A 21,882-nucleotide genomic window follows, 5' to 3' on the forward strand; every position below is an offset into this window, starting at 1 on the left:
GTTTATAAATTAAAGAGGAGCTTAGCTCCTTTTTTTTTTTGCATAGTTAGTCTATCTAAACGCTTGATTGGTCAATTAGTGACTATAATTCTTGAATTAACAAGGGTTTTAGAGGATCTACCACTAAAATTTAGCTCGAAATAGCATGAAATTAGTAATAAACTTTGCGGCAGATCTCAGTTTAAGACGGGATCAACAAGCCGAAGCATCCAATATAATGATAAAAGCGCTGCCATAAACGCTTAAGGAAACTGCAACATGGCCTTTAAAGATGCAATGCCTTCAGTACTACTAGAAAATGTAGTCAATTTAATTCATAAAAAAATCCCTAATACTCAAGCAAAACAAGTTGAGCAATTTGCCCATTGTATATACGCCCATATGTCAGAAGACGACTTAAACGCTCGTAATGACAGCGATTTGTATGGCGCAGTATTAAGTCTTTGGAATGCCTTAAACAAATCTGCTGCAACCAATACCCACATTCGGGTATTTAATCCAAGTCAGTCAAAACATGGCTGGCAGTCAAGTCATAGTATTATCGAAATTATACAGCCTGATATGCCATTCTTGGTTGATTCAGTTGCTATGGCGTTAAATCGTATGGGGATTACTGCTCATATGATGCTGCACACACCAATGGCGTTGGTGCGTGAAAAAGAATTAGTTAAAGAAGTGTCTTTTATTAAAGATGCTGATGAAAACACAGAAAATGTTGCGGTGTTTTTGATTGAAATTGATCGCCAAAGCAGTGAAGCCGATATTAAAGCCATTGGTAAAGAACTTGAATCAGTTTTTGCTGATGTGGTGTCGTCAGTCGTTGATTGGCAAAAAATGTCTGACAAATTGTCAGAAACAGTAAAATTATTACCTAAGCAGCCTTTTCCAGGCGCGAAATGTGAAAAAGAAGAAGCAATTAGCTTTTTAACCTACCTAAATAATCATCACTTCACCCTACTAGGTTACCGCTATTATGAGTTAAAGCGTGTTGAAGGTGATGTTGAGTTAGTACCTGATTTAGATTCAAGTTTAGGATTAATGAGCCGCTCTGTTAATAAAAACGGCGAGCGTGGGTTATTACTGTCTTCGCTTTCTCAGTCAGCAAGAAAAGAAGCTCTAGATGAGAGTCTGTTAGTGCTGACTAAAAGCTCGACTAAAAGCCGAGTTCATAGGCCCGCTTATGTGGATTACATCGGTATTAAACGCTTTGATAAAAAAGGTAACGTGATTGGAGAAGATCGCTTTTTAGGACTTTACGCGTCCAATCTTTATAACCGTAGCCCCAGAGAAATACCGCTGTTAGCTGAAAAAGTTGAACGGATTATGGAGCGCTCAGGTCTAGCACCACGTTCACATGACTACAAAGCGTTGATGAATACCCTTGAGAATTTACCTCGTGATGAGTTAATTCAATCTAAAGAAGATGAATTAGCCAGCGTTGCTCGTGGTGTATTACATATGCAAGACCGTGACAAATTAAAAGTATTTGTTCGTAAAGACGGTTTTGGCCGATTTTTGTCCTGTTTGGTGTATGTTTCAAAAGATCGCTACAACACTAAATTACGTCAAGACACTCAACGTATTTTAGCGCAGCATTTTAACAGCACTGAAGATGTTGAATTTACCACTTATTTCTCAGAATCGACTTTAGCGCGTACGCACTACATCGTGAAAGTTGATAATAATAATATGGATGTCGATGTGGCTGCTATTGAGAAAAACCTAATTGAAGCGGCGCGCTCTTGGGAAGATAAATTACAGAGTTCATTAACTAACTCATTAGGTGAGCAATCGGGTACTGGCTTAGTTAAACGTTACCTCAATGCGTTTTCACCAAGCTATAAAGAAGATGTATTGCCGAGTTCAGCCGTGGTCGATATTCAGCACCTTGAAGCGTTGAATGACGAGCATAAACTAGGCATGCTATTTTATCAGCCGCAAGAAACAGCCTTAAATGATAATAAAGTACGTTTAAAGTTGTTCCATAAAGATGAACCGATACATCTGTCTGATGTACTGCCAATGTTAGAAAACTTTGGATTACGGGTCATCAATGAGCGTCCATATGAAGTGAAAACTGAAGATGGTGCCACCTATTGGATCCTTGATTTCTTAATGATGGTGCAGGGCGCAGCAATTGAAAACTTGGCAGATAGCCAAGATCGATTCCAAAATGCGTTATCTCAAGTATGGCAAAAGAAACTTGAAGATGATGGCTTTAACCGCATGGTGTTGGCAACCAGCCTTACTGGCCGTGAAGTATCTATTTTACGTGCTTATGCCAAATATATGCGTCAAATAGATGCAACATTTAGCCAATCATATATCGAAGAAACCTTTAATCGTTATCCGCAAATTGCTGATTTATTAGTTAAAATGTTTATTCGTAAGTTTAACCCTAAACTTAAAACCCGCACTCTCAGTAAATTTTATGAGCAAATCGATTTACGCCTAGAAGATGTCTCTAGCCTTGATGATGACCGCATTATTCGCCGTTACTTAGATTTGATTAACGCAACGCTGCGTACCAACTTCTATCAAACGATTAACGATGTTGATGTTAAACCTTATATCTCATTCAAGTTTTTACCTGAAGATATTCCTGAGATGCCGCGTCCATTGCCAAAATTTGAAATCTTTGTGTATTCACCAAGGTTTGAAGGGGTGCATTTGCGTGGTGGTAAAGTCGCTCGTGGTGGCTTACGTTGGTCAGATCGTCGTGAAGATTTCCGTACTGAAGTACTAGGCTTGGTCAAAGCGCAACAAGTTAAAAATACCGTGATTGTTCCTGTTGGTGCAAAAGGCGGTTTTGTGTGTAAGCAGCTGCCTACAGACGGCGGCCGTGAAGCCTTCTTTAACGAAGGGCAAGCGTGTTACCGCTTATTCATTCGCGGGTTATTGGACATCAGTGACAATATCATCGAAGGCAATGTTGTACCGCCAAAAGATGTGGTTCGTCATGACGAAGATGATGCCTATTTAGTGGTTGCAGCCGATAAAGGCACTGCAACATTCTCCGATATTGCCAACGAAATCGCCATTGAATACAACTTTTGGTTAGGTGATGCATTTGCATCTGGCGGCAGTAATGGTTATGACCATAAGAAAATGGGCATTACCGCCAAAGGGGCTTGGGAGTCTGTCAAACGTCACTTCCGTGAAGAAGGCATCGATTGTCAAACTACCGACTTTACCTGTCTGGCAATTGGCGACATGGCTGGTGATGTATTTGGTAATGGCATGTTGTTATCCCGTCATACTAAGTTAGTGGCGGCATTTAACCATATGCATATCTTCATCGATCCCAATCCAGATGTTGAAACCAGTTATATCGAGCGTGAGCGTTTATTTAATTTACCGCGTTCAAGTTGGGAAGATTACAATACCAAGCTAATGTCAAAAGGCGGGGTAGTATTCCAACGTTCAGCTAAGTCATTAAAATTGACTAAAGAAATCAAGCTGATGCTGGATACTACCGAAAACACCATGACGCCAAATCAACTCATGCAAGCATTGCTAAAAATGCGTGTAGATTTAATTTGGAATGGCGGTATTGGTACCTACGTTAAGGCGACGACTGAAACTCATGCTGAAGTTGGCGATCGTGCTAATGACGCTATTCGAGTCAACGGTAATGAACTCAACGCTAAAATCATTGGTGAAGGTGGCAACTTAGGTGCAACCCAATTGGGTCGTATTGAATTTGCAGCCAATGGTGGCCGAGTCAATACTGATTTTGTTGACAATGTCGGTGGGGTTGATTGTTCAGACAACGAAGTGAACATCAAAATCTTACTTAATACTATTGTTGCAGATGGTGAACTTACGGTTAAACAGCGTAACCGTCTGTTAGAGTCAATGACAGATGAAGTCGGTGAGATTGTTCTGCAAGACTGTAACGATCAAACCCGCACCATTTCTGTGACTCTGGCACATGGTGTTGCTCAGTTAAAAGAGCATATCCGATACATTCAATATCTTGAAAAAGATGGCAAATTAGATCGCGCCCTAGAATTTTTACCAACAGATGATGAGTTAGCCGATCGCTTAGTAAATAACCGTGCACTGACTCGTCCAGAGCTATCAGTATTGGTTGCTTATGGCAAAATGGTCCTAAAAGAGCAATTGGTCACCGCTGAAATCACTGAAGATAGTTTTTTAAGTAAATTGCTAACGAACTATTTCCCGCAGCAATTGAAAGATAAATATGCAGATAAGATGATTTCGCATCCTTTGCGCGGTGAAATTATTGCAACCTCATTAGCCAATGAATTGGTTAATGATATGGGCTTTAACTTTGTACAGCGTATGCAAGATGAGACCGGTGCCTCAGTTGCTGAAGCGGCAATTTGCTACACTATGGCTCGAGAAATATTTAGCTTAACTGAACTAACACAGTCAATTACTAAGCTTAATGGAATTGTGTCTGCTGACGTTCAAAGTGAAATGTTGCACCAATTACGTCGTAACATGCGCAGAGCGTGTCGCTGGTTAATTCGTCACCGCAAGAAAGGTGAAAATATTGAGCAAACTGTAGCATTCTTCAAACCTGTGTTTGATGAATTAAAAGCTAATGTTGATCAATATATGATTTCTGCAGAAGTTATGGCTATTTCAACTGAAATTAAATTACTCCAGGAACAGCAAGTACCAGAGTCTTTAGCGCATGTTATCGCTAAAATGAGTACCTTATTCTCAGCATTAGATATTGCTCAAATTGCCCAACTTGAGGACAAATCAGTAAAACTGGTTGCTGAAACGTATTTCAGATTAGGTGCAAAAGTTGAATTACATTGGTTCTTAGAACAGATTAGTATTCAACCAGTGTCCAATCATTGGCAAGGATTAGCCCGCGCAGCCTTCAGAGAAGAGTTAGATTGGCAACAGCGCTCATTAAGCTCTACAGTCCTTCGAGCCTGTACAGACTCTTGCGATGCAGATGTGATCATTAACCAGTGGATTGATAATAATCAAAAGTTGTTAGAACGCTGGTTTAACCTACTGACTGAATTTAAGGTGTCTCAAAGCCATGATTTTGCAAAATTCTCAGTGGCACTGCGAGAACTTAATTTATTGATCCTTCATTGCGAAGGACCGAGATAATTATTTATAATAAGTGAACGAGCCCTGGCGATAGCCGGGGCTTTTTTTAGGTTTAGGAGAAAGCATGTTTTTTTATAAAGTTGCACAAAAAGTAATGTTTCAGATGGATCCAGAGATCGCGCATAATATCGCTATCGGAAGTTTAAAAAATACTGGAAACAACCCTTTAAACCTATTTTACAGTCAAAAAGTTGCCTCAGCGCCTGTGACTTGTATGGGCATTAATTTTAAAAATCCAGTTGGCTTGGCTGCTGGATTGGATAAAGATGGCGAATCAATTGATGCATTTCATGCGATGGGATTTGGTCATATTGAAGTCGGTACGGTAACGCCTCGTCCACAACCGGGTAATGAACAACCGCGTTTATTTCGCTTAAAACCTGCAAAAGCAATCATTAATAGAATGGGTTTTAACAATAAAGGTGTAGATAATTTAGTCAGAAATTTAATGGCGAAGAAATCCGATATTATTGTTGGTGTAAATATTGGTAAAAATAAAGATACCCCAGTAGATGAAGGTAAGAATGATTATTTAATCTGCATGGAAAAAGTCTACCAATATTCGGATTATATCGCGGTAAATATCTCATCACCTAATACTCCAGGTCTACGTACGCTGCAATATGGTGAGTTATTAGACGATTTACTATCTTCATTAAAAGAAAAACAAACAGAACTCGCTAAAAAGTACAATAAGTATGTACCAATAGCACTAAAAATTGCCCCGGATTTAACCTCTGAAGAAATTGAAAAGATTGCTGAATCGCTATTAAAAAGTAAATTTGATGGAGCGATTGCGACAAATACCACTTTAACCCGTGATGCGGTTGTTGGCTTAGACAATGCTAACGAAGCGGGTGGCTTAAGTGGTAAGCCGTTGACGGATCTTTCTACTCAAGTGATCAGACAATTAGCGGGATATTTGAACGGTGAGATCCCGATTATTGGCGTCGGTGGAATAAATAGTGCCGAAGATGCCTTAGCTAAATTTGATGTAGGTTCAGAATTGGTACAGATATACACTGGCTTTATTTATCAAGGTCCGGGTTTAATAAACGATATTGTTAATGCTTATAAAGCTAAATAATATAAGTTGATCTAAAAATTAGTCTTTTGATCCAATAAATCAGATCTAATCAAGTTATAGCGATCGCAATCACGATCTTACGATCGTTATAACTTAATGATAAATATATCAAAGTTTTTAAATAATATTTTGATATTGTCTGAAATATAAACTATTATCAGATTGTATTGTTAAAGTAGGTATTTAAAAATGTTATTAATGCCAAATAAGGACTGGCAGTGGGAATATAATGAAACTTTTAAGCAATTAAGTATTTCATTAGGTTCCGAAATGGAGTTCTTAACCCCATATAAAACCAAATCTCTTATCCCTGATGCATTAATGACGTCAGAATTTAGTGTGGATCATGCTAAATTCTATATAAAGCTACTTGAAAGTCTGCCTAAAGCGTTAAAAATGTCCGATGCTGCAGTAGTTCAAACAGCGTTAAATGCAACAGCTGCTCATTTTATGATTAAGCCGCAAATGCCAAAATCTTGGTTTTTTGAAATCAGTCAAGAATGTGTTTATTGCGAAGTAGGTAAGTTATTTTCGTTAAATGCCAATGGAACCTCTGTTTTAGTTCTAGTGGTTGAAAACAGCTTGCAGGCAGCGTTAGTGATGGTGTTATCAAGTGAGTGCCCTTTAACAGAATCTAAAGTTTTACAGCAATTTGATACCATTAAAGTTATGCACAATCGCTTAAATCCCCTAAAGAAATCTAGGCATGTCGTTGCTGCCTAAGCAATATTTGTTAGTTCGTGTTTAATTTACTTGTCTCATGTTGTGTATTTATTTCTAATCAAGAAATAGATTAATCAGAAAGTCCATGTCAGTTATCCTGCTTATAGAACACCCACCTATATTATTATGTAATAACGCGATTGACTGTGGCGATACATGCTCAGCTTCAGCGGTTTATCTAATAGACTGACAAACAATCTCTCTCATGCTTATTGCACTTCGCATGTTGCATTACCTATATCAGCCTGATGAAAAAATGGCACAGTTCGACGATAAACGATAAACGATAAACGATAAACGATAAACGATAAACAATAGGCTTCAATCATGAAATAGAAGGCCGTTGCTGCGGCCATATTTGAGGGGAAACTCTGTTAACCTACCATAACATTAGAAAATTCACATATATTTCAGAAGCATATAGAGGCAATTAGAGCAAAGATTTACGCCTGAACAAATGTAATGTCTTTTATTGCGGATTTATTTGATAATCTAGTTTAAATACCGGCCTGTTAAGTAACATAAAAAGTTTATGAAAATTGTAATTGAACCAATAATTTCACAGCAAGATCAACAAGTGGCAGCCATCATTGAATCGGTTGGCAAAGAGTTTGGTGCAATTGGCGAAGGCTTTGGCCCATCAGATGCTGAAGTGGCACATATGAGCCAATATTATCATGCAAAAGACCGCAGCATTTATTTGGTTGCTTGTGTTGATAATCAAGTGGTAGGCGGTGCAGGTATTGCAAAGTTCAACGGTGATAACAAGATTTGTGAGTTAAGAAAATTATTTCTATTACCTGAAACGAGAGGGCTTGGTTTAGGTAAGCGCTTAACTGAGCAATGTCTTACATTTGCAAAAGCAAACGGTTTTGAACAATGTTATCTCGATACGTTAAATTCAATGACAGCGGCAATTACACTCTATGAAAAGATGGGCTTTCAACATTTAGATAAGCCCCTTGTTGGTACCATTCACGGTGGCTGTGATGTTTGGATGCTAAAAAGCTTATAGTAATAATTTATAGACATTATTATCAAATGTAGGTTATCGATAACACGATAAATTTATTGTGTGAGTAATAACCAGCTTTAGTCGCTAATAACGATGGTTCGATGATCCTTATTGACTGTTTTAATGTGATAATTATAGATTTTGCCACAATACGCATGAATAAGAATAAGTGATTATAGTATCAGTAATTTATCTGTTATTCTGAGGGTATTATTGTTACTACGAACTTTGTAACATTTATCTTATTTTTAAATGAGTTTCCTAATGAGTCCAATTAATAAGAGTAAATCAAGCACTAAAATCACTATTCAAGATGTTGCTTTAATGGCTGGTGTGTCGAAAATGACCGTTTCTAGGGTGTTAAACAAGGACGAAAAAGTCAGTGACAAAACACGAGCGAAAGTCCAGCAAGCGGCAGATCAACTAAACTATCGCCCCAATATTTCAGCTAGGCGTTTAGCGAGTTCTAAATCTTATTTAATTGGCTTACTTTACGAAAACCCAAGTGAAGGTGGTTATGTTAGTCAGTTCATGATGTCGGCTTTAAAAAGTTGCCGCCAGCAAGGTTATCATTTAGTGGTAGATGAGTGTGAAGGCACCCAAGAAGAAAAGTTAAAAATCACACGTGATTTAGTTGAAGAAACACGAGTTGATGGCGTTATTCTATTACCGCCTTTTTGTAACAATATTGAGATTCTCAAAGAGCTTACTGTATTAAATATTCCTTTTGTACGAGTATCACCAGATGTGGAGTTAACCTTATCTGCTTTTGTTTGTATGGACGATTATCAAGCGGCTTATGATATGACCAATTTGTTAGTCAATAAAGGCCATAAAGACATTGGCTTTATTATAGGGCACCCAGACGTTGGTGCCAGTCGTCTTCGTTATCAAGGATTTTTAGATGCAATGCGATCTAAACAGTTAAACATTCCGCCAGAGTTTATTGAGCAAGGTATGTTCAGCTATAAGTCTGCATTAGGAGCTGCTAAGGCTCTATTAGATAGAGAAAATAGACCAAGCGCGATATTTGCTAGTAATGATGATATGGCTGCAGCAGTTGTTTCGGTTGCCAATTCCTTAGGCTTAAATGTACCCAAAGACTTAAGCGTTGCCGGTTATGATGATACCCCGCTTGCTACTACGATTTGGCCACATATCACAACAGTGAAACAACCTATCAATGCGATGGCTGAAACAGCTATCACATTACTGACTTCTGGCCAAATGAATCAAGTGACTTCAGATAGCCTTTCAAATTTACGCCATGTTTTAGAGTTTGAATTAAAAGAGCGTGATTCAACTACTCAGTTTAATGCGTTAGCTTAATAGTGATTGCATGTTATTTAATATCTTGTTTGTTTAACACGCCATGTGCAACCAGTTGAGACAATAGCTGCTGGGTTTTCTCTCTAAAATAATCACGTAATAGGCGCATTGTTGGAGTAATAGACTGACGACTGGGGCACACAAGCCACAATTCAGTCGCAGTTGGCTTATATTCCGGCATGACGTTTACCACACGACCAGTTAGCAAATCATCCGCCATATCAAGACATGACTTAATCGCAAACCCGTGTCCCGACACACACCAACGCCGCACCAAATCTCCGTCATTAGATGCACGATTACCTTTAAGCTTTACTTTATGGCTTTGGTTTTGATGACTAAAGCGCCACTCGTTCTGAACAATATCCTGTAACTGGTAAAACAGCCCATTGTGATTTTTGAGTTCATCTGGCGTTGTAGGGGCGCCATTTTTGTCTAAATAGCTAGGTGTGGCGCACAGTACTCGTGGAATACTGCAAATTCGAAAACCATACATACTGGCATCGCTTGGCTCACCATAGCGCAGCGCCATATCAACAGAGTCACGATAAAAATCAATATTACTGTCAGTGATATTACTGCGTAAAGCCACGTCGGGATAAAGCAGCAAAAAATCATCCAACCACGGGGTAACCACATTACGGCCTAGATCAGAAGATAGCGCAATTCTTATTTCACCTTTTAGTACATCTAAATCTTCCTGAGCATTTTGCTGGGCATTGTCTAACAGTTGCACAGCCAGTTCGCATTGAGGTAAATAGCGCTCACCAGCAGGGGAAAGCCTAAGTTGGCGCGTAGTGCGTACAAATAGCTCAACGCCTAATGCTGCTTCAACACGCTTGACCGCAGCACTAGCGGTTGCCATACGCATATCAAGGCTGTTTGCAGCCGCAGTAATACTTCGAAATTCAGCTACTTTGAGAATGATGTGCAGGTCTTGTATGAGCATATTATCAATCCATATTTGAGAATATTATAATTAATATAGCGTTTTTAGTGGAGTTAACAACAGGTATTATTTACTTATTCGATAAAATAGCCCGCACAGGTGATAACAATGCAACAAGTTCATTTTCAACAAGGTCTAATACGTCCGCCATCTGAGACTGACTGTCTTCTTATTAGAACCACTTAAGGCTGTCCGTGAAATAAATGCAGCTTTTGCATCTTATTTAAAGATGTTGACTTTGCCTTCCAGAGTAAATCAAAGGGGATTTCTGACATAAGGTAGGCATTTTCTCTAGCTGATGAGTTGTTCAATCAACGTGTCAATTGTGCGCTAAATAACGTCTAGCACATGATTATTTAATGATTTCCAATAAAGTGCACTGGTCAGCTAGACAGTTCAGGCGATGATTCCTATTATTTATTATAACGATCTAATTAACTGTATTTGATAGTTTTTAAGAAAGTTAAAATAAGTATGCAGTCTCTTAAAATATTCGTTTATCTCAAGCTATTAAAATCGATTAATGAGTTGTTTACTAGGGTCAAATTGTGCTGAATTAGGATATGTATGTCTAACGTTCCTGCAAAACTTTTACAAAATGTCGCCGAGCAAACACCCAGAGCCATGGTTGCGATGTTGATTGTCTCTATTACTTACGCCTTAGTATTTAACATCTTCATTCCGTTTAATATTTTGATGACTTGGTTTTGTTTACAAATTCTCTTAGCAATATGCCGAGTTTATAATGCAAAAATGTTTGAAAAGCATTTAGAAAAAGAAGATGGAAAAAGACTCGCTAATGATGAAGTAATTTTTATCGCGCTTAATGTATTTCAAGCCTTTATGTGGACGGCATCATCGGTGATGTTAATAATTTATGCTCGTCAACCGTTTGAGTTTGTCGGTTTTATTCTAATTATCGGAATTGTTACAGCCGCAACATTATCGATGTCGTCTTTCTTTAAAGCCTATTTGGTGTTTTTCATTTTAATGATAACGCCGCAGATTGCTATCATGCTTTATTTTGGTGAATACCAACATTTTGCTTTATTGGCGTTTATTGTTAGCTATATTCCTGCAACCATTTTATTGTCAAAATCAATGTTAGATAGTCGAATATCTAGCATAAAAGCCCACGAGGATGTAGAAAAAAGTGCCGAAGAATTTCGTAGGTTATCCATCATGGATAACCTAACTAACATATATAATCGGCGTTATTTTTTTGAAATGGCCAAAAAGATAATGGCGATTGCTTCAAGACAACAAACTAGCGTTTCACTGTTAATGATTGATATCGATCACTTTAAAAAAGTGAACGATAATTATGGCCATCAAGCAGGTGATTTTGTTTTAATCGAACTGGCTAGAACCCTAGAAAGCAGCATGCGAGAAAGCGACATTTTCGCACGAATTGGTGGTGAGGAATTCGCTATTTTACTCAACAATACATCAATGAATGATGCCAAGCGTATTGCTGAGAAAATACGAATTATCATTGAGAGTAAAGATTTCCTTTATAATACCATTTTGATTGATACAAGCGTCAGTATCGGTGTCGCTGAAATGACCCAAGAAATCACTACAATTGAGGCATTATATAAACAAGCAGATACCCATCTTTATTTAGCAAAAGGTCACGGCAGAAATAGAGTGTATCCAGTTTAGCTAAAACGGTTTTAATACATTTGAAATTCAAAATTAAAGGGGCTTTTCTCAATTCAAATTGCTATTTTTCAACCCATTGTGGCACCGTGATAGGCAGACCAAGTGGACGATATCCCAAATGACATTAAAGGATTCATTGGCGATATTTATCAAGCATCATTCAAATAGTAGCAACCACAGAGGGGAAAGGGCAGTTCTTGCTAAGCCAAGTACCAACTTAACCCGCAGTGAAGAGGTTTTGTTTGAAAAGTAAAAATCAAAATGAACATATACCTTCGAATAGCGATAAGGTTTTTGTAGGTTTGGTTATGCAAGCTAGTTTTGGGTAGATTTAAAATATAAATTATTTACATAGCCGGATTATAAACAATTTAGGCTTACCACCAAGTAAACCTAAAAAGATATAAAGTAATGCGATTATAAGATTGGACAATTAAATCAGCCAATAAAAATAGTTAGAGTATCAATTTGTGTTGAACTTGAGTCTTTTAGTATGAAGATTTTACTATTTAATTTGGGTTCTAGACTATTTATTTTTGTTTGATTGAAATCATGATTTCAAGTACTTCTTGGTAAGAAATACGATATTCTCTAGACAGTTGTATGACTTTAGATTTGTAGGTTTGAACTTGCTCTTGCTTCTTTAAGGCTGATTTTTTTTGCTCAACCATTTCTGAAACGACTTCATTTAAAATGTTTAATCGACGTAAACTGTAATCAAGAGAGTCAAGATAAGTTTTCATTTGCAATTTGTTGCGGGCACTTTCAAGACTTTTAGTTGTTCTATTTTCGAAATCTAATTCATCAAAGGCGTTAATTACATTTTGTAAATTAATATCAGTCATATGGATAACTACTTAGGATTATGAGTAAATGAATGCTATTAAGCATGGGTACTCTCTATCTTCCATGAATAGTAACAGAGCATTATTGATAGTTTATTCAGATTAATGATTTGTTTCAATAGAGCATGACGTTTATATTAAACATTAATTTATTTACTTTAGTACAGGATGTGCAAAATGCTAGATTTATTACCTGATTTATTTGACCACTATGGTTCTGAATTAACCTTGATACCCGCCAATTGGCAAAGTTACGGCGCCAAACGGATATTTTATGGTGAAGTGGTTACGGTTAAGTGTTTTGAAGATAACTCTAAAGTGAAGTCAACGTTAGCAACCGCTGGTAAAGGTAAAGTGTTAGTGGTCGATGGCGGCGGCGTGTGTCGGCGTGCTTTGCTAGGAGACATGATTGTGGAGTCGGCGGCCAATAATGAATGGGAAGGTATCATCATTTTTGGTGCGGTAAGAGATGTGGGCACATTGTCGACCATTGGTATTGGTGTGCAGGCGCTAAGTGCTAATCCCATTAAAACAGAAAAAAAAGATGTTGGCCTTGTGAATATAAATATCGAGATTGCCGGTGTCTCAGTAAAACCTGCCATGATGATCTATGCCGATGAAAATGGCATAGCCGTTACTGAAAAACCTTTAGATTTAGCAGTATTAAGCTAAACTTAGATGAATTAATTTATTTTTACATTAAAAATCAATTTGCTTACAAGGATGCAAACATGAAGGCACTTAAATGGCTATTAGCTATAGTCGCTAGCGTAATCTTATTGCTGGTTATTTATTTAACGGTATTTTTTGATCCAAATAGTTTTAAACCACAAATTGTGGATGCCGTTAAAAAGCAAACTGGCCGTGATTTTGTCATTAGCCAAGACTTAAGTTGGAGCTTTTTCCCGACACTTGGGATTAACCTCGGTGGCATTTCACTATCCAACCCTGAGAACTTTTCTCCAAGTACATTAGTTGAAGTAAACCAAGCGGTCGCCAGTGTGGCATTAATGCCGCTTTTAAGCCAACAAGTGGAAATTGCACAATTATCCCTTGATGGTTTGACTATGAATATCGTCACTAAAAAAGACGGTTCAACCAGCTTTGATGGTTTGGGCGGTGCTGCATCACCTGAAACCACAACCGCGTCAGAACCAGCATCATCAGCTAATACACTCGAATTGCAAAGTTTACAAATCGGCGGCGTGTCTATTACCAATACCACCATCAACGTAATTGATGAAGCGGCAGAAACCAAACAAATATTTAGTTTAAATAGTTTAACCCTTGGTGAGTTTTCATTAGGAAACGCTGCAGACTTTGCTTATGAATTTACTGCACAAATGCCTGATATGATGCTGGCAAGTTCTGGTAATGGTCAATTGACCATTAGTGAAGATTTGACTCAGGTTATTATGGCTGATTTAACCATTAATACTGATGTGACCGGTGAGGCTATCCCTAATAAAAGTGTTAGCAGCCAGCTGATTACTGATATTAATGTGGCTTTAGATGCTAAAAAATTAGATGTTGCTATAAAACAATTGTCAGCGATGGACATAAGCGCCACTGGCGATGTTTCAGTCAATTACGGCGCCACAATCCCTAAAATTAACCTGCAATTAGATGTCGGTGATATCGATGTTGATAAATTACTGCCGCCATCAGAGACCGAAGCTAAAGCAGAAGACACTGAACAAGTTGCAGCGAGCAAGCCAGCTGTAGAGCCTGATTTGTCCGCATTAAAAACCATTGATTTAACCTTAGGCATGACGGTTAAATCAATCAAGGTCGCAAACCTACTCACTCAAAACTGGGTAATGAAAGCCAAGGTCAAAGATGGCGTTGCCGATTTAACTCAGTTTTCTGCGAATTTATATGAAGGTAGTATTAAAGCCACAGCACAGCTCGATGGTCGTCAGAAAGTAGCTAGTTACCGCTTCGATGAAACATTAACAGGTGTGCAATTTAGACCACTGTTAAAAGATGCGGCGGATATTGATTTAATCTCAGGTGCGGCAAATTTTAAAATTTCTGGTTCTGGTAAAAGTTTAATTCCAGATAACTTAAAGAAAAACCTGCTGGCACAGGGTAATTTCGAAATTGCCGATGGCTCGTTATACGGAGTGAATATCCCGCAAATGATCCGTAGTGCTCAAGATAAGTTAAAAGGGGATTTATCTGCAAAAAATACTGAAGAACTTAAAACTGATTTTACTAGTTTAACCGGTAGTTTTAGTTTGAAAAATGCTGTTGCGACTAACCCAGACTTAGCTATGGCGTCGCCACTCATTCGCCTTAGCGGTAATGGCAGTGCCAATATTGATAATGAAACTGTGGACTATAAGCTAACGACGTCAGTGGTGGGCTCATTAGCGGGTCAGGGTGGTGAAGATGCCTTAGCTGGCGTGGACATTCCGCTTACCATAACCGGCAGCATGAAAGATCCTAAATTTGGTATCGATACCAGTGCTTTATTAGATTCTAAACTTAAAGATGAAACCGATAAACTCAAAGGTAAGTTATTTAAGAAATTAGGTTTTTAATGATGTGATTAAGCCCACTTGGGCTTAGTCAGCGGCTATTTTTATCATAAGTAAAAATATCCAAGGGATCATGTTAACCAAGACTTTGGATCTTGTACTGCTTTAAACTTGGTATAGATGAGTTGATTACATCAAGTTTAAAAATCGGTATATAATAAAAAACGGCAAGGATCACCTTGCCGTTTTTTGTTTTAAGTCGCGAAATACTTACTGCGAAATTGCTAAGAAGTTAGCTTATAGACTCACTACGCATTGACCTTGGTGACATCCACAATCAATCTTAACATCTGTCCTGGCTGAATATACTTACTGTTTTGAAGTCTATTCCACTCGATCAAATCATTGACTGAAACGTTGAATTTACTGGCAATTCTAGCCAATGAATCCCCAGAGCGAACTTTGTAATTAACGGTTCTTTCTGCATTGTTTTTGCTACTTGATACTGCGCCAATCTTTAATTGTTTACCAATGCTTAAAGTGCCGTTTTTAGGCAGACGATTCCAGCGAATTAAATCATCAACACTGACATCATTTTTTCTGGCAATGACCCATAATGAATCGCCTGATTTAACCGTGTAAGTTTTAGTCTTAACTGAGCTTGGTTTTGCTTGTGCTAATAACTGTTCAGTTGTGAGGTTTGCGCCTTCAGCAGGAACTGGAATAATAAGGTACTTTCCGGCTCTAATATTATTATTTTTCAGGCCATTACTTGAACGAATAAAAGAAGCCGAAGTATCAAAACGCTTGGCAATATGGCTTACGGTATCGCCAGATTTAATTTGGTATCTATGCCAGTTCAATTTTGATTTAGGATCAAGGTTTGCAAGTTTTTGTTCAAACTGCGCCGCTTTATCAAATGGCACCACCAATGTATTAGGGCCATCAGGTGATGTTGCCCAGCGATCTAAACCTGGGTTTAATGCTTTTAATTCTTTAACTGGCATATTGGCTAAATCTGCCGCAAGTTTAAGGTCAATCTGGCTTTGGGTATCAACCACAGCAATATGCGGTTCATTACTGATTGGAGTTAGTTTGATGCCATATTTGTCAGCATTTTTAACCACATCTGATAATGCAATCAGTTGCGGTACGTAGCGTTGAGTTTCTCTGGGTAATGATAGCGCCCAAAATTTAGTGCTTTTACCTGCGGCTTTATTACGGCGAACAGCATTATTTACTCGGCCTTCACCCGTATTATAGGCCGCAATGGCATATAACCAGTTTTGTCCGGTCCTATCGTATAAGTACTCTAAGAAGTCCAGTGCTGCAGTGGTGGATGCGGGAACATCACGTCTGCCGTCATACCACCAGTCACTTTTAACACCAAAGTAATTAGAAATAGGCGTAGTTAATTGCCATAAACCTGAAGCGGCACTCGCAGAGTAAGCTGAAGGGTCAAACGAGCTTTCAACAATAGGTAATAATGCTAGTTCAATCGGCAGATTACGTTTTTCTAATTCTTCGACAATATAATGTAAATACGGCTCTGCACGTTGAGAGACAATTTCTAAATGTCTTGGGTTCGCTAAATACCAGTCTCGATATTTATTCACCAGTTTTACATCATCAATTGGCATGGTAAGTTGCAAACGGATCCGTTGCCAAACATCGGTGATTTCAACCGGTGCTGCAACTTCGTCTACAACTTTTTCAGGCTTAATTGGCTGAGGAACGACAATCGGTGAAGGCTCGACTTTTGTTGGAGTGGCAGTTTGGCATGCGGTTAGAAATGCCAAGCTTCCAACAAAAAGGTATAAAGGTTTATGCATCTAAAAAAAATCCTAAATCTTGCAAAGCTGGCAGATCAAAGGCGTCTACCAAATGTGTTTGGTCAAAATTGAGGCGGCATTGTAGTGTAAAATGGCTTTAATGTCTTTGCTAACTTAGCAAGTGTCGCCGCGCTCAATAGCTTAAAAGTTATTTTTCCACTCTCTGAGTAAAGTAAACGTCTGTAGTGCTGTTGGTTTTTCAACTTGAAACTTAGCAGCGATGACTTGTTTTATTTCTTTACTGTTACTTCTTAAAAATGGATTTATGGCTAATTCTGTTGCGATTGTAGTTGGAATTGTAGCCATATTGTTATTACGAGATAAAGTAACTGACTGACTGTATTGCTGCAACGCTTTATTGTTAGGTTCTGCTTGTAACGCAAATTTAAGATTAGCCGCGGTATATTCATGGGCGCAGTAAACTTGGGTGTGAGGTGGCAAGTCAGCGAGTTTTGCTAACGAGTTTGCCATTTGTTCGGCTGTGCCTTCAAACAATCTTCCACAACCGCCGCTAAATAGGGTGTCTCCGCAAAATAACGCTTCACAGTTTACACTATCTGGCTGTTGATAAAAGTAAGCTATATGACCTAACGTATGGCCCGGCACACTAATGACTTTAAGCTTTGTATCAAGCTCCTTGAGTTTGAGTAATGGCTCGCCTTTTATTGGATGCGTAATACCGCTAATATTTTCACTTTCAGGTCCATAAACCTCGAGCTTATTATTAAAAGCCTGTTGTAATTGCGCAATGCCACCAGTGTGATCTGCATGATGGTGAGTGATTAATATCCCCGCCAGCTCTAATGGGGAGCCCTTGAGGTAATCGAGCACACTTTGGCCACAGCCAGGGTCAACAACATAGGCTTGATTGCTATTTTTTTGATGTATAAGCCAAATGTAGTTGTCATTAAACGCTGAAATACCGATGACTGAAAGCATGATTAAATCCATAAGTGAAATCTTACCGCTAGGTTAACGGATTATATGTAAAAGGCCAATAGAGTGAATATGCTTGGGCTGAACTAGGCTTGTATACTGTTACATTTAAAGTAAACAACTGGTTGAAGTGACTAAATAAGGTTATGTAAACGCGCTAATTAACAATAAATTTAACACTTTATTCGTCCCTTTTTTAAATGATATCAACTATGGGTAAAATGCTAACGACAAAGAGCCATAAGTCGTTATACTCAACCTAGGGCTTTTGAAATTAAGGGAGTATCAGGTTAATGTCGATAAATCAAAAACCACAATTATGGCAAGAGTTACCCTGTGGTGATGAGATTCAATTGGCCCTAGAACAAAAGTTAACTGATTGGTGGCCGAGGATTTTTGGTTACCATTTATTAAAGCTAGGTGCGCTTAGCGCTCAAGTGTCTAGTTTACATTGCAATATTGCGCGGCATTTTTCTATTCATGATGCCCAAGGCGCATCAATTCAAGCCGATCCCCATCATTTGCCCCTGCAAACAAGCACCATGGATGCCGTGCTGATGAGTTTTTTAATGGAATTTGAACATGACCCATATCGTTTATTACGGGAAGTTGACCGAGTAATGATTTCCGGCGGCTATATTTTTGTTTGTGGTTTTAACCCTGTCAGTACCACCTTTATGGGTAAGCTTCTACCTAAATATCAAACTCAATTACCTTGGTGTGGTCAGTTTTTTATGCCAGCGAGGGTAAAAGATTGGTTAGGTTTATTAGGTTATCAAATCCTGCAGGATGAACGTTTTATTTATCACCCTTTGCTTGGACAAATGAACCAAGGCCGCTGGTGGCAAAATAGATTAGAAAAGTGGTTACCAGGCGTTGGCAGTGTGTATTTGATTGTGGCCAGAAAAATGGAGTCGCCATTAACGCCCATCAGGGAAAAGCGAAAAGCGCGTACTCGTCAATGGGCGACAGCGCCGACAGCAGGCAGAGCAGGGCACAGTAAACATACTAAATTGCTCTCAAAATAAGCTAAAGCGTATAGCCAATAATATATTGGCTATACAACAGATTTGGGTTTTAGGCTTTGGCTTCAGGCAGATAATTAACATCAGCTTGCTGAGGTTTAGCTTCGGCGGCTTGCCTGGCTAAATCATCACAGCGTTCATTTTCAATATGCCCAGCATGTCCCTTAACCCAGCGCCAATCAATTTGATGCAGTTGACTGGCTTTATCTAACCTTTTCCATAAATCGACATTTTTAACTGGGGTTTTAGTTGAAGTTATCCAACCTTTTTTCTTCCAGCCATGGATCCATTGGGTGATCCCTTGACGCATATATTGACTATCACTGGTTAAGATGATTTTACACGGTTCATATAGCGCTTCTAACGCCACAATAGGCGCTAATAATTCCATCCGATTATTGGTCGTCAGCTTAAATCCATCAGACATTTCTTTGGTATGCTGCTTATATTTCATTACAATACCGTATCCGCCGGGACCAGGGTTACCCAGACATGAGCCATCAGTAAAGATATTGATAAGTTTTAGTTCTGACATCAAATTGTTACCATATACACAGCAATAAACATTTCGGCAATTATACCTAAATTATTATCAATTAATTGAGTTACCTATGAATATTATTTCAGGCGCCAGTCGCCAAATCATTTTAGATACTGAAACAACCGGTATGAATCAGGCAGGTGGCCCCGTTTATATTGGCCATAGAATTATCGAAATTGGTTGTGTTGAAGTGATTGACCGTAAACTAACCGGTCGTACTTATCATCAATATATCAATCCAGGTCAGTTAATTGATCCAGAAGCCATTGAAGTACATGGTATTACTGATGAACGAGTTGCTAAAGAACCGCGGTTTCATCAAATCGCACAAGAGTTTATCGACTTTATCGCCGGTGCTGAAATTGTCGCACATAACGCACCGTTTGATATCAGCTTTATGGATCATGAATTTAGTCAGCTTAGGCCCCAAGGCCCCAAGTCAGCAGATATCTGTGACATACTCGATTCGCTAGACATTGCAAAATACCTGCATCCTGGTCAAAAAAATAATCTAGATGCACTCAGTAAACGTTACGGTATCGATACCTCTAGGCGTACCTATCACGGCGCACTATTGGATGCTGAAATCCTTGCTGATGTTTACTTAGTGATGACCGGTGGACAAATTGGCTTTAATTTATCAAATGAAAAAGTGGGTCAAGAAGGTGGTGGCATACAATTAATTGATCAAAATGAGTTTAATCTTAAAGTGATCCAAGCAACGGCCGATGAATTAATATCACACGATGAAAGACTTGATTTAGTCAAAAAATCAGGCAAATGCCTCTGGAGAGGTGAAGCATAAAAGTGAGCTTAATGAAATCATACTGTCTGGCGGTTATTTTTATCTTAGTTGCTACCGTTACGCCACAATTGGCAACAGCGGTGCCTTATACCCAAGCAAGTGAGTTACAGAATAGATTTCGTATTGATCATATGGTCGATGAAGTGACCTTATTGGTGCAAAGAACTTATGGCTCCGCTCCAGTGATAATCGTGTTGCCTGACGGTTCCAAATGGTATTCCGAAAGGCACCCTGATAATGTCAATTGGGCCGATGGCTTAACTGGCGATATGATTAAAATCAACAATCCGATGCCCGGTCCTTGGCAATTAATCGGCAGTTTAGCGCCTAATTCCACTATCCAAAAAGTATCGCAACTTGAAATTGACGTTGAGCATATCCCCCAGCCTCTATTTCAAGGTGAACGTTTAAAAGTCACTGCTAAGTTACTTGGTGACGGCTTAACGGTTCGTCTGCCAGGGCTTGATTACATGTTCGAATGGACGGTTAAATTTACCAGCCATCATAAAAATACCGAAGCCAACTTTACTACCGGCACTGTTACAGTCGGTTCTTACAGAGATAATGGTGAAGGTTTGGATGAGATACCCGATGATGGGGTGTTTACGGGCAAACATAATCTAAATCAACCTTGGGGAAGCTACACCTTAAGTGTTGTCGCGCGAAATAATGTATTTGAGCGTGAAATTAGCTACCCAATCTATTTATCAGAAACTCCCATTCAAGTTGAAGTAATTGAACCCGCGGATAAATTAACCGGTGTTTGGCAGATTCAAATAAATGTTGATGACGAAATACTCAAACTTGAGCAAACCCATATTCAATTCGATATCGTTGGCCCTGCAGGGCTTAAGTTACCGATTGTTGTTAATGAGCTCACTGAAACAACAGCTTTAGTCGCGATACCGCAAGTGACCGATTTTGGCAGTTATAGAATCAAAGGCAGTGTTGCCTCAACCAGTATTGCAGGGCGTGAGTTAATACTGGATTTACCGGAATTGTTTTTTAATTTAATTGAACCGCCTCAACCTCCACCCAGCGCTGAAGAGTTAGCTGCAAGAGCTGCGCAGCTAGCAGCGCAAGAAGAGCAAGCTGCAAAAGATAAGGCTATCGTGTGGATTGCATCGATTAATGGCCTACTGTTAATCATAGGAGGGGTAGGGTTAATTTTTTGGCGTAAGAAACTTGCGTTAAATAAAGCACTGGCAACAACCAAATTAAGACTTGAACAAGAAGCTGCGAAAAAAGGTGATATCACTGCTGCTATTGATGATTTTGATTTAACCATGCCAGATGAAAAATAATTGTTTGCTGCTAATTATATTAGCTTAGATTAAATTGATCTCTTTTTAGTCAAAAAGTTTATAACTTAATCGCTGCTGTATGTTTTTTAGCTAAACGGATAAAAACTTAAAAAAAACTGTTGACGGTTTTTGACGACGACCTTATTATTCGTGCAACTTAAGTGGAGCGGTAGTTCAGTTGGTTAGAATACCGGCCTGTCACGCCGGGGGTCGCGGGTTCGAGTCCCGTCCGCTCCGCCA

The 21,882-nt window shown here is 38.8% G+C and carries 16 protein-coding genes and 1 tRNA gene; 12 read left to right on the top strand and 5 right to left on the bottom strand.

The window, feature by feature from the left end; all coding sequences use genetic code 11:
* Window positions 1–258 precede the first annotated feature (258 nt).
* The 5 genes from Q4546_RS02780 to Q4546_RS02800 all read left to right on the top strand — a co-directional run bounded on the left by Q4546_RS02780 (window position 259) and on the right by Q4546_RS02800 (window position 9,257).
* A complete protein-coding gene (locus Q4546_RS02780; protein ID WP_303445637.1) occupies window positions 259–5,103 on the top strand; it encodes an NAD-glutamate dehydrogenase in 4,845 nt (1,614 codons plus the stop codon).
* Between the two features lie 64 nt (window positions 5,104–5,167).
* Entirely contained in the window at window positions 5,168–6,190 is a 1,023-nt protein-coding gene (pyrD, locus tag Q4546_RS02785; protein ID WP_102437812.1) for a quinone-dependent dihydroorotate dehydrogenase, read from the top strand.
* A 189-nt stretch (window positions 6,191–6,379) separates the two neighbouring features.
* The gene (locus Q4546_RS02790; RefSeq protein WP_303445638.1) at window positions 6,380–6,913 is read left to right on the top strand and encodes a cell division protein ZapC; all 534 of its coding nucleotides are present in this window, start codon (window positions 6,380–6,382) and stop codon (window positions 6,911–6,913) included.
* 532 nt (window positions 6,914–7,445) lie between these two features.
* Window positions 7,446–7,928: a GNAT family N-acetyltransferase gene (locus tag Q4546_RS02795; protein WP_102437810.1), complete on the top strand. Its 483-nt coding sequence runs from the start codon at window positions 7,446–7,448 to the stop codon at window positions 7,926–7,928.
* Between the two features lie 264 nt (window positions 7,929–8,192).
* Window positions 8,193–9,257, top strand: a complete 1,065-nt coding sequence (locus Q4546_RS02800) for a LacI family DNA-binding transcriptional regulator (protein WP_102531317.1) — start codon at window positions 8,193–8,195, stop codon at window positions 9,255–9,257.
* Window positions 9,258–9,270: 13 nt separating this feature from the next.
* Here the strand turns inward: Q4546_RS02800 and Q4546_RS02805 are convergent, their stop codons facing one another.
* Window positions 9,271–10,206, bottom strand: a complete 936-nt coding sequence (locus tag Q4546_RS02805; RefSeq protein WP_102531316.1) for a LysR family transcriptional regulator — start codon at window positions 10,204–10,206, stop codon at window positions 9,271–9,273.
* A gap of 567 nt (window positions 10,207–10,773) precedes the next feature.
* On the opposite strand from Q4546_RS02805, the gene Q4546_RS02810 reads away from it, so the two are divergent.
* Complete coding sequence (locus tag Q4546_RS02810) at window positions 10,774–11,871, top strand: GGDEF domain-containing protein (RefSeq protein WP_303445639.1); 1,098 nt, start codon at window positions 10,774–10,776, stop codon at window positions 11,869–11,871.
* 530 nt (window positions 11,872–12,401) lie between these two features.
* Here Q4546_RS02810 and Q4546_RS02815 read toward each other — a convergent pair.
* Window positions 12,402–12,716 carry a hypothetical protein gene (locus Q4546_RS02815; protein WP_102437802.1) on the bottom strand — a complete coding sequence of 105 codons (315 nt, stop codon included), beginning with the start codon at window positions 12,714–12,716 and terminating at the stop codon, window positions 12,402–12,404.
* A 177-nt stretch (window positions 12,717–12,893) separates the two neighbouring features.
* Between Q4546_RS02815 and Q4546_RS02820 the strand changes: the two genes are divergently transcribed.
* Entirely contained in the window at window positions 12,894–13,388 is a 495-nt protein-coding gene (locus Q4546_RS02820) for a putative 4-hydroxy-4-methyl-2-oxoglutarate aldolase (RefSeq protein WP_303445640.1), read from the top strand.
* A 59-nt stretch (window positions 13,389–13,447) separates the two neighbouring features.
* On the top strand, window positions 13,448–15,262 hold the full coding sequence (locus tag Q4546_RS02825; RefSeq protein ID WP_303445641.1) for an AsmA family protein: 1,815 nt from the start codon (window positions 13,448–13,450) through the stop codon (window positions 15,260–15,262).
* A gap of 245 nt (window positions 15,263–15,507) precedes the next feature.
* On the opposite strand, the gene Q4546_RS02830 is transcribed toward Q4546_RS02825, so the two are convergent.
* Together Q4546_RS02830 and gloB are read right to left on the bottom strand one after the other, a co-directional pair.
* Window positions 15,508–17,031 carry a LysM peptidoglycan-binding domain-containing protein gene (locus Q4546_RS02830; protein WP_303445642.1) on the bottom strand — a complete coding sequence of 508 codons (1,524 nt, stop codon included), beginning with the start codon at window positions 17,029–17,031 and terminating at the stop codon, window positions 15,508–15,510.
* A gap of 141 nt (window positions 17,032–17,172) precedes the next feature.
* Complete coding sequence (gloB, locus tag Q4546_RS02835) at window positions 17,173–17,970, bottom strand: hydroxyacylglutathione hydrolase (protein ID WP_102437901.1); 798 nt, start codon at window positions 17,968–17,970, stop codon at window positions 17,173–17,175.
* A 290-nt stretch (window positions 17,971–18,260) separates the two neighbouring features.
* On the opposite strand from gloB, the gene Q4546_RS02840 reads away from it, so the two are divergent.
* Window positions 18,261–18,995 (top strand): class I SAM-dependent methyltransferase, encoded by a 735-nt coding sequence (locus tag Q4546_RS02840; RefSeq protein WP_102520033.1) that lies wholly within the window; start codon window positions 18,261–18,263, stop codon window positions 18,993–18,995.
* A 49-nt stretch (window positions 18,996–19,044) separates the two neighbouring features.
* Here Q4546_RS02840 and rnhA read toward each other — a convergent pair whose 3' ends face one another.
* A complete protein-coding gene (gene rnhA / locus Q4546_RS02845; RefSeq protein WP_102437793.1) occupies window positions 19,045–19,527 on the bottom strand; it encodes a ribonuclease HI in 483 nt (160 codons plus the stop codon).
* Window positions 19,528–19,603: 76 nt separating this feature from the next.
* Here rnhA and dnaQ point away from each other — a divergent pair, with 76 nt between their 5' ends.
* The 3 genes from dnaQ to Q4546_RS02860 all read left to right on the top strand — a co-directional run bounded on the left by dnaQ (window position 19,604) and on the right by Q4546_RS02860 (window position 21,882).
* Window positions 19,604–20,338 (top strand): DNA polymerase III subunit epsilon, encoded by a 735-nt coding sequence (dnaQ, locus tag Q4546_RS02850; protein ID WP_102477270.1) that lies wholly within the window; start codon window positions 19,604–19,606, stop codon window positions 20,336–20,338.
* Between the two features lie 11 nt (window positions 20,339–20,349).
* A complete protein-coding gene (locus Q4546_RS02855; protein WP_303445643.1) occupies window positions 20,350–21,642 on the top strand; it encodes a TIGR03503 family protein in 1,293 nt (430 codons plus the stop codon).
* Window positions 21,643–21,805: 163 nt separating this feature from the next.
* Window positions 21,806–21,882, top strand: a tRNA-Asp gene (locus Q4546_RS02860).

Source organism: Shewanella sp. 4_MG-2023 (assembly GCF_030548015.1).
Taxonomy (GTDB): domain Bacteria; phylum Pseudomonadota; class Gammaproteobacteria; order Enterobacterales; family Shewanellaceae; genus Shewanella.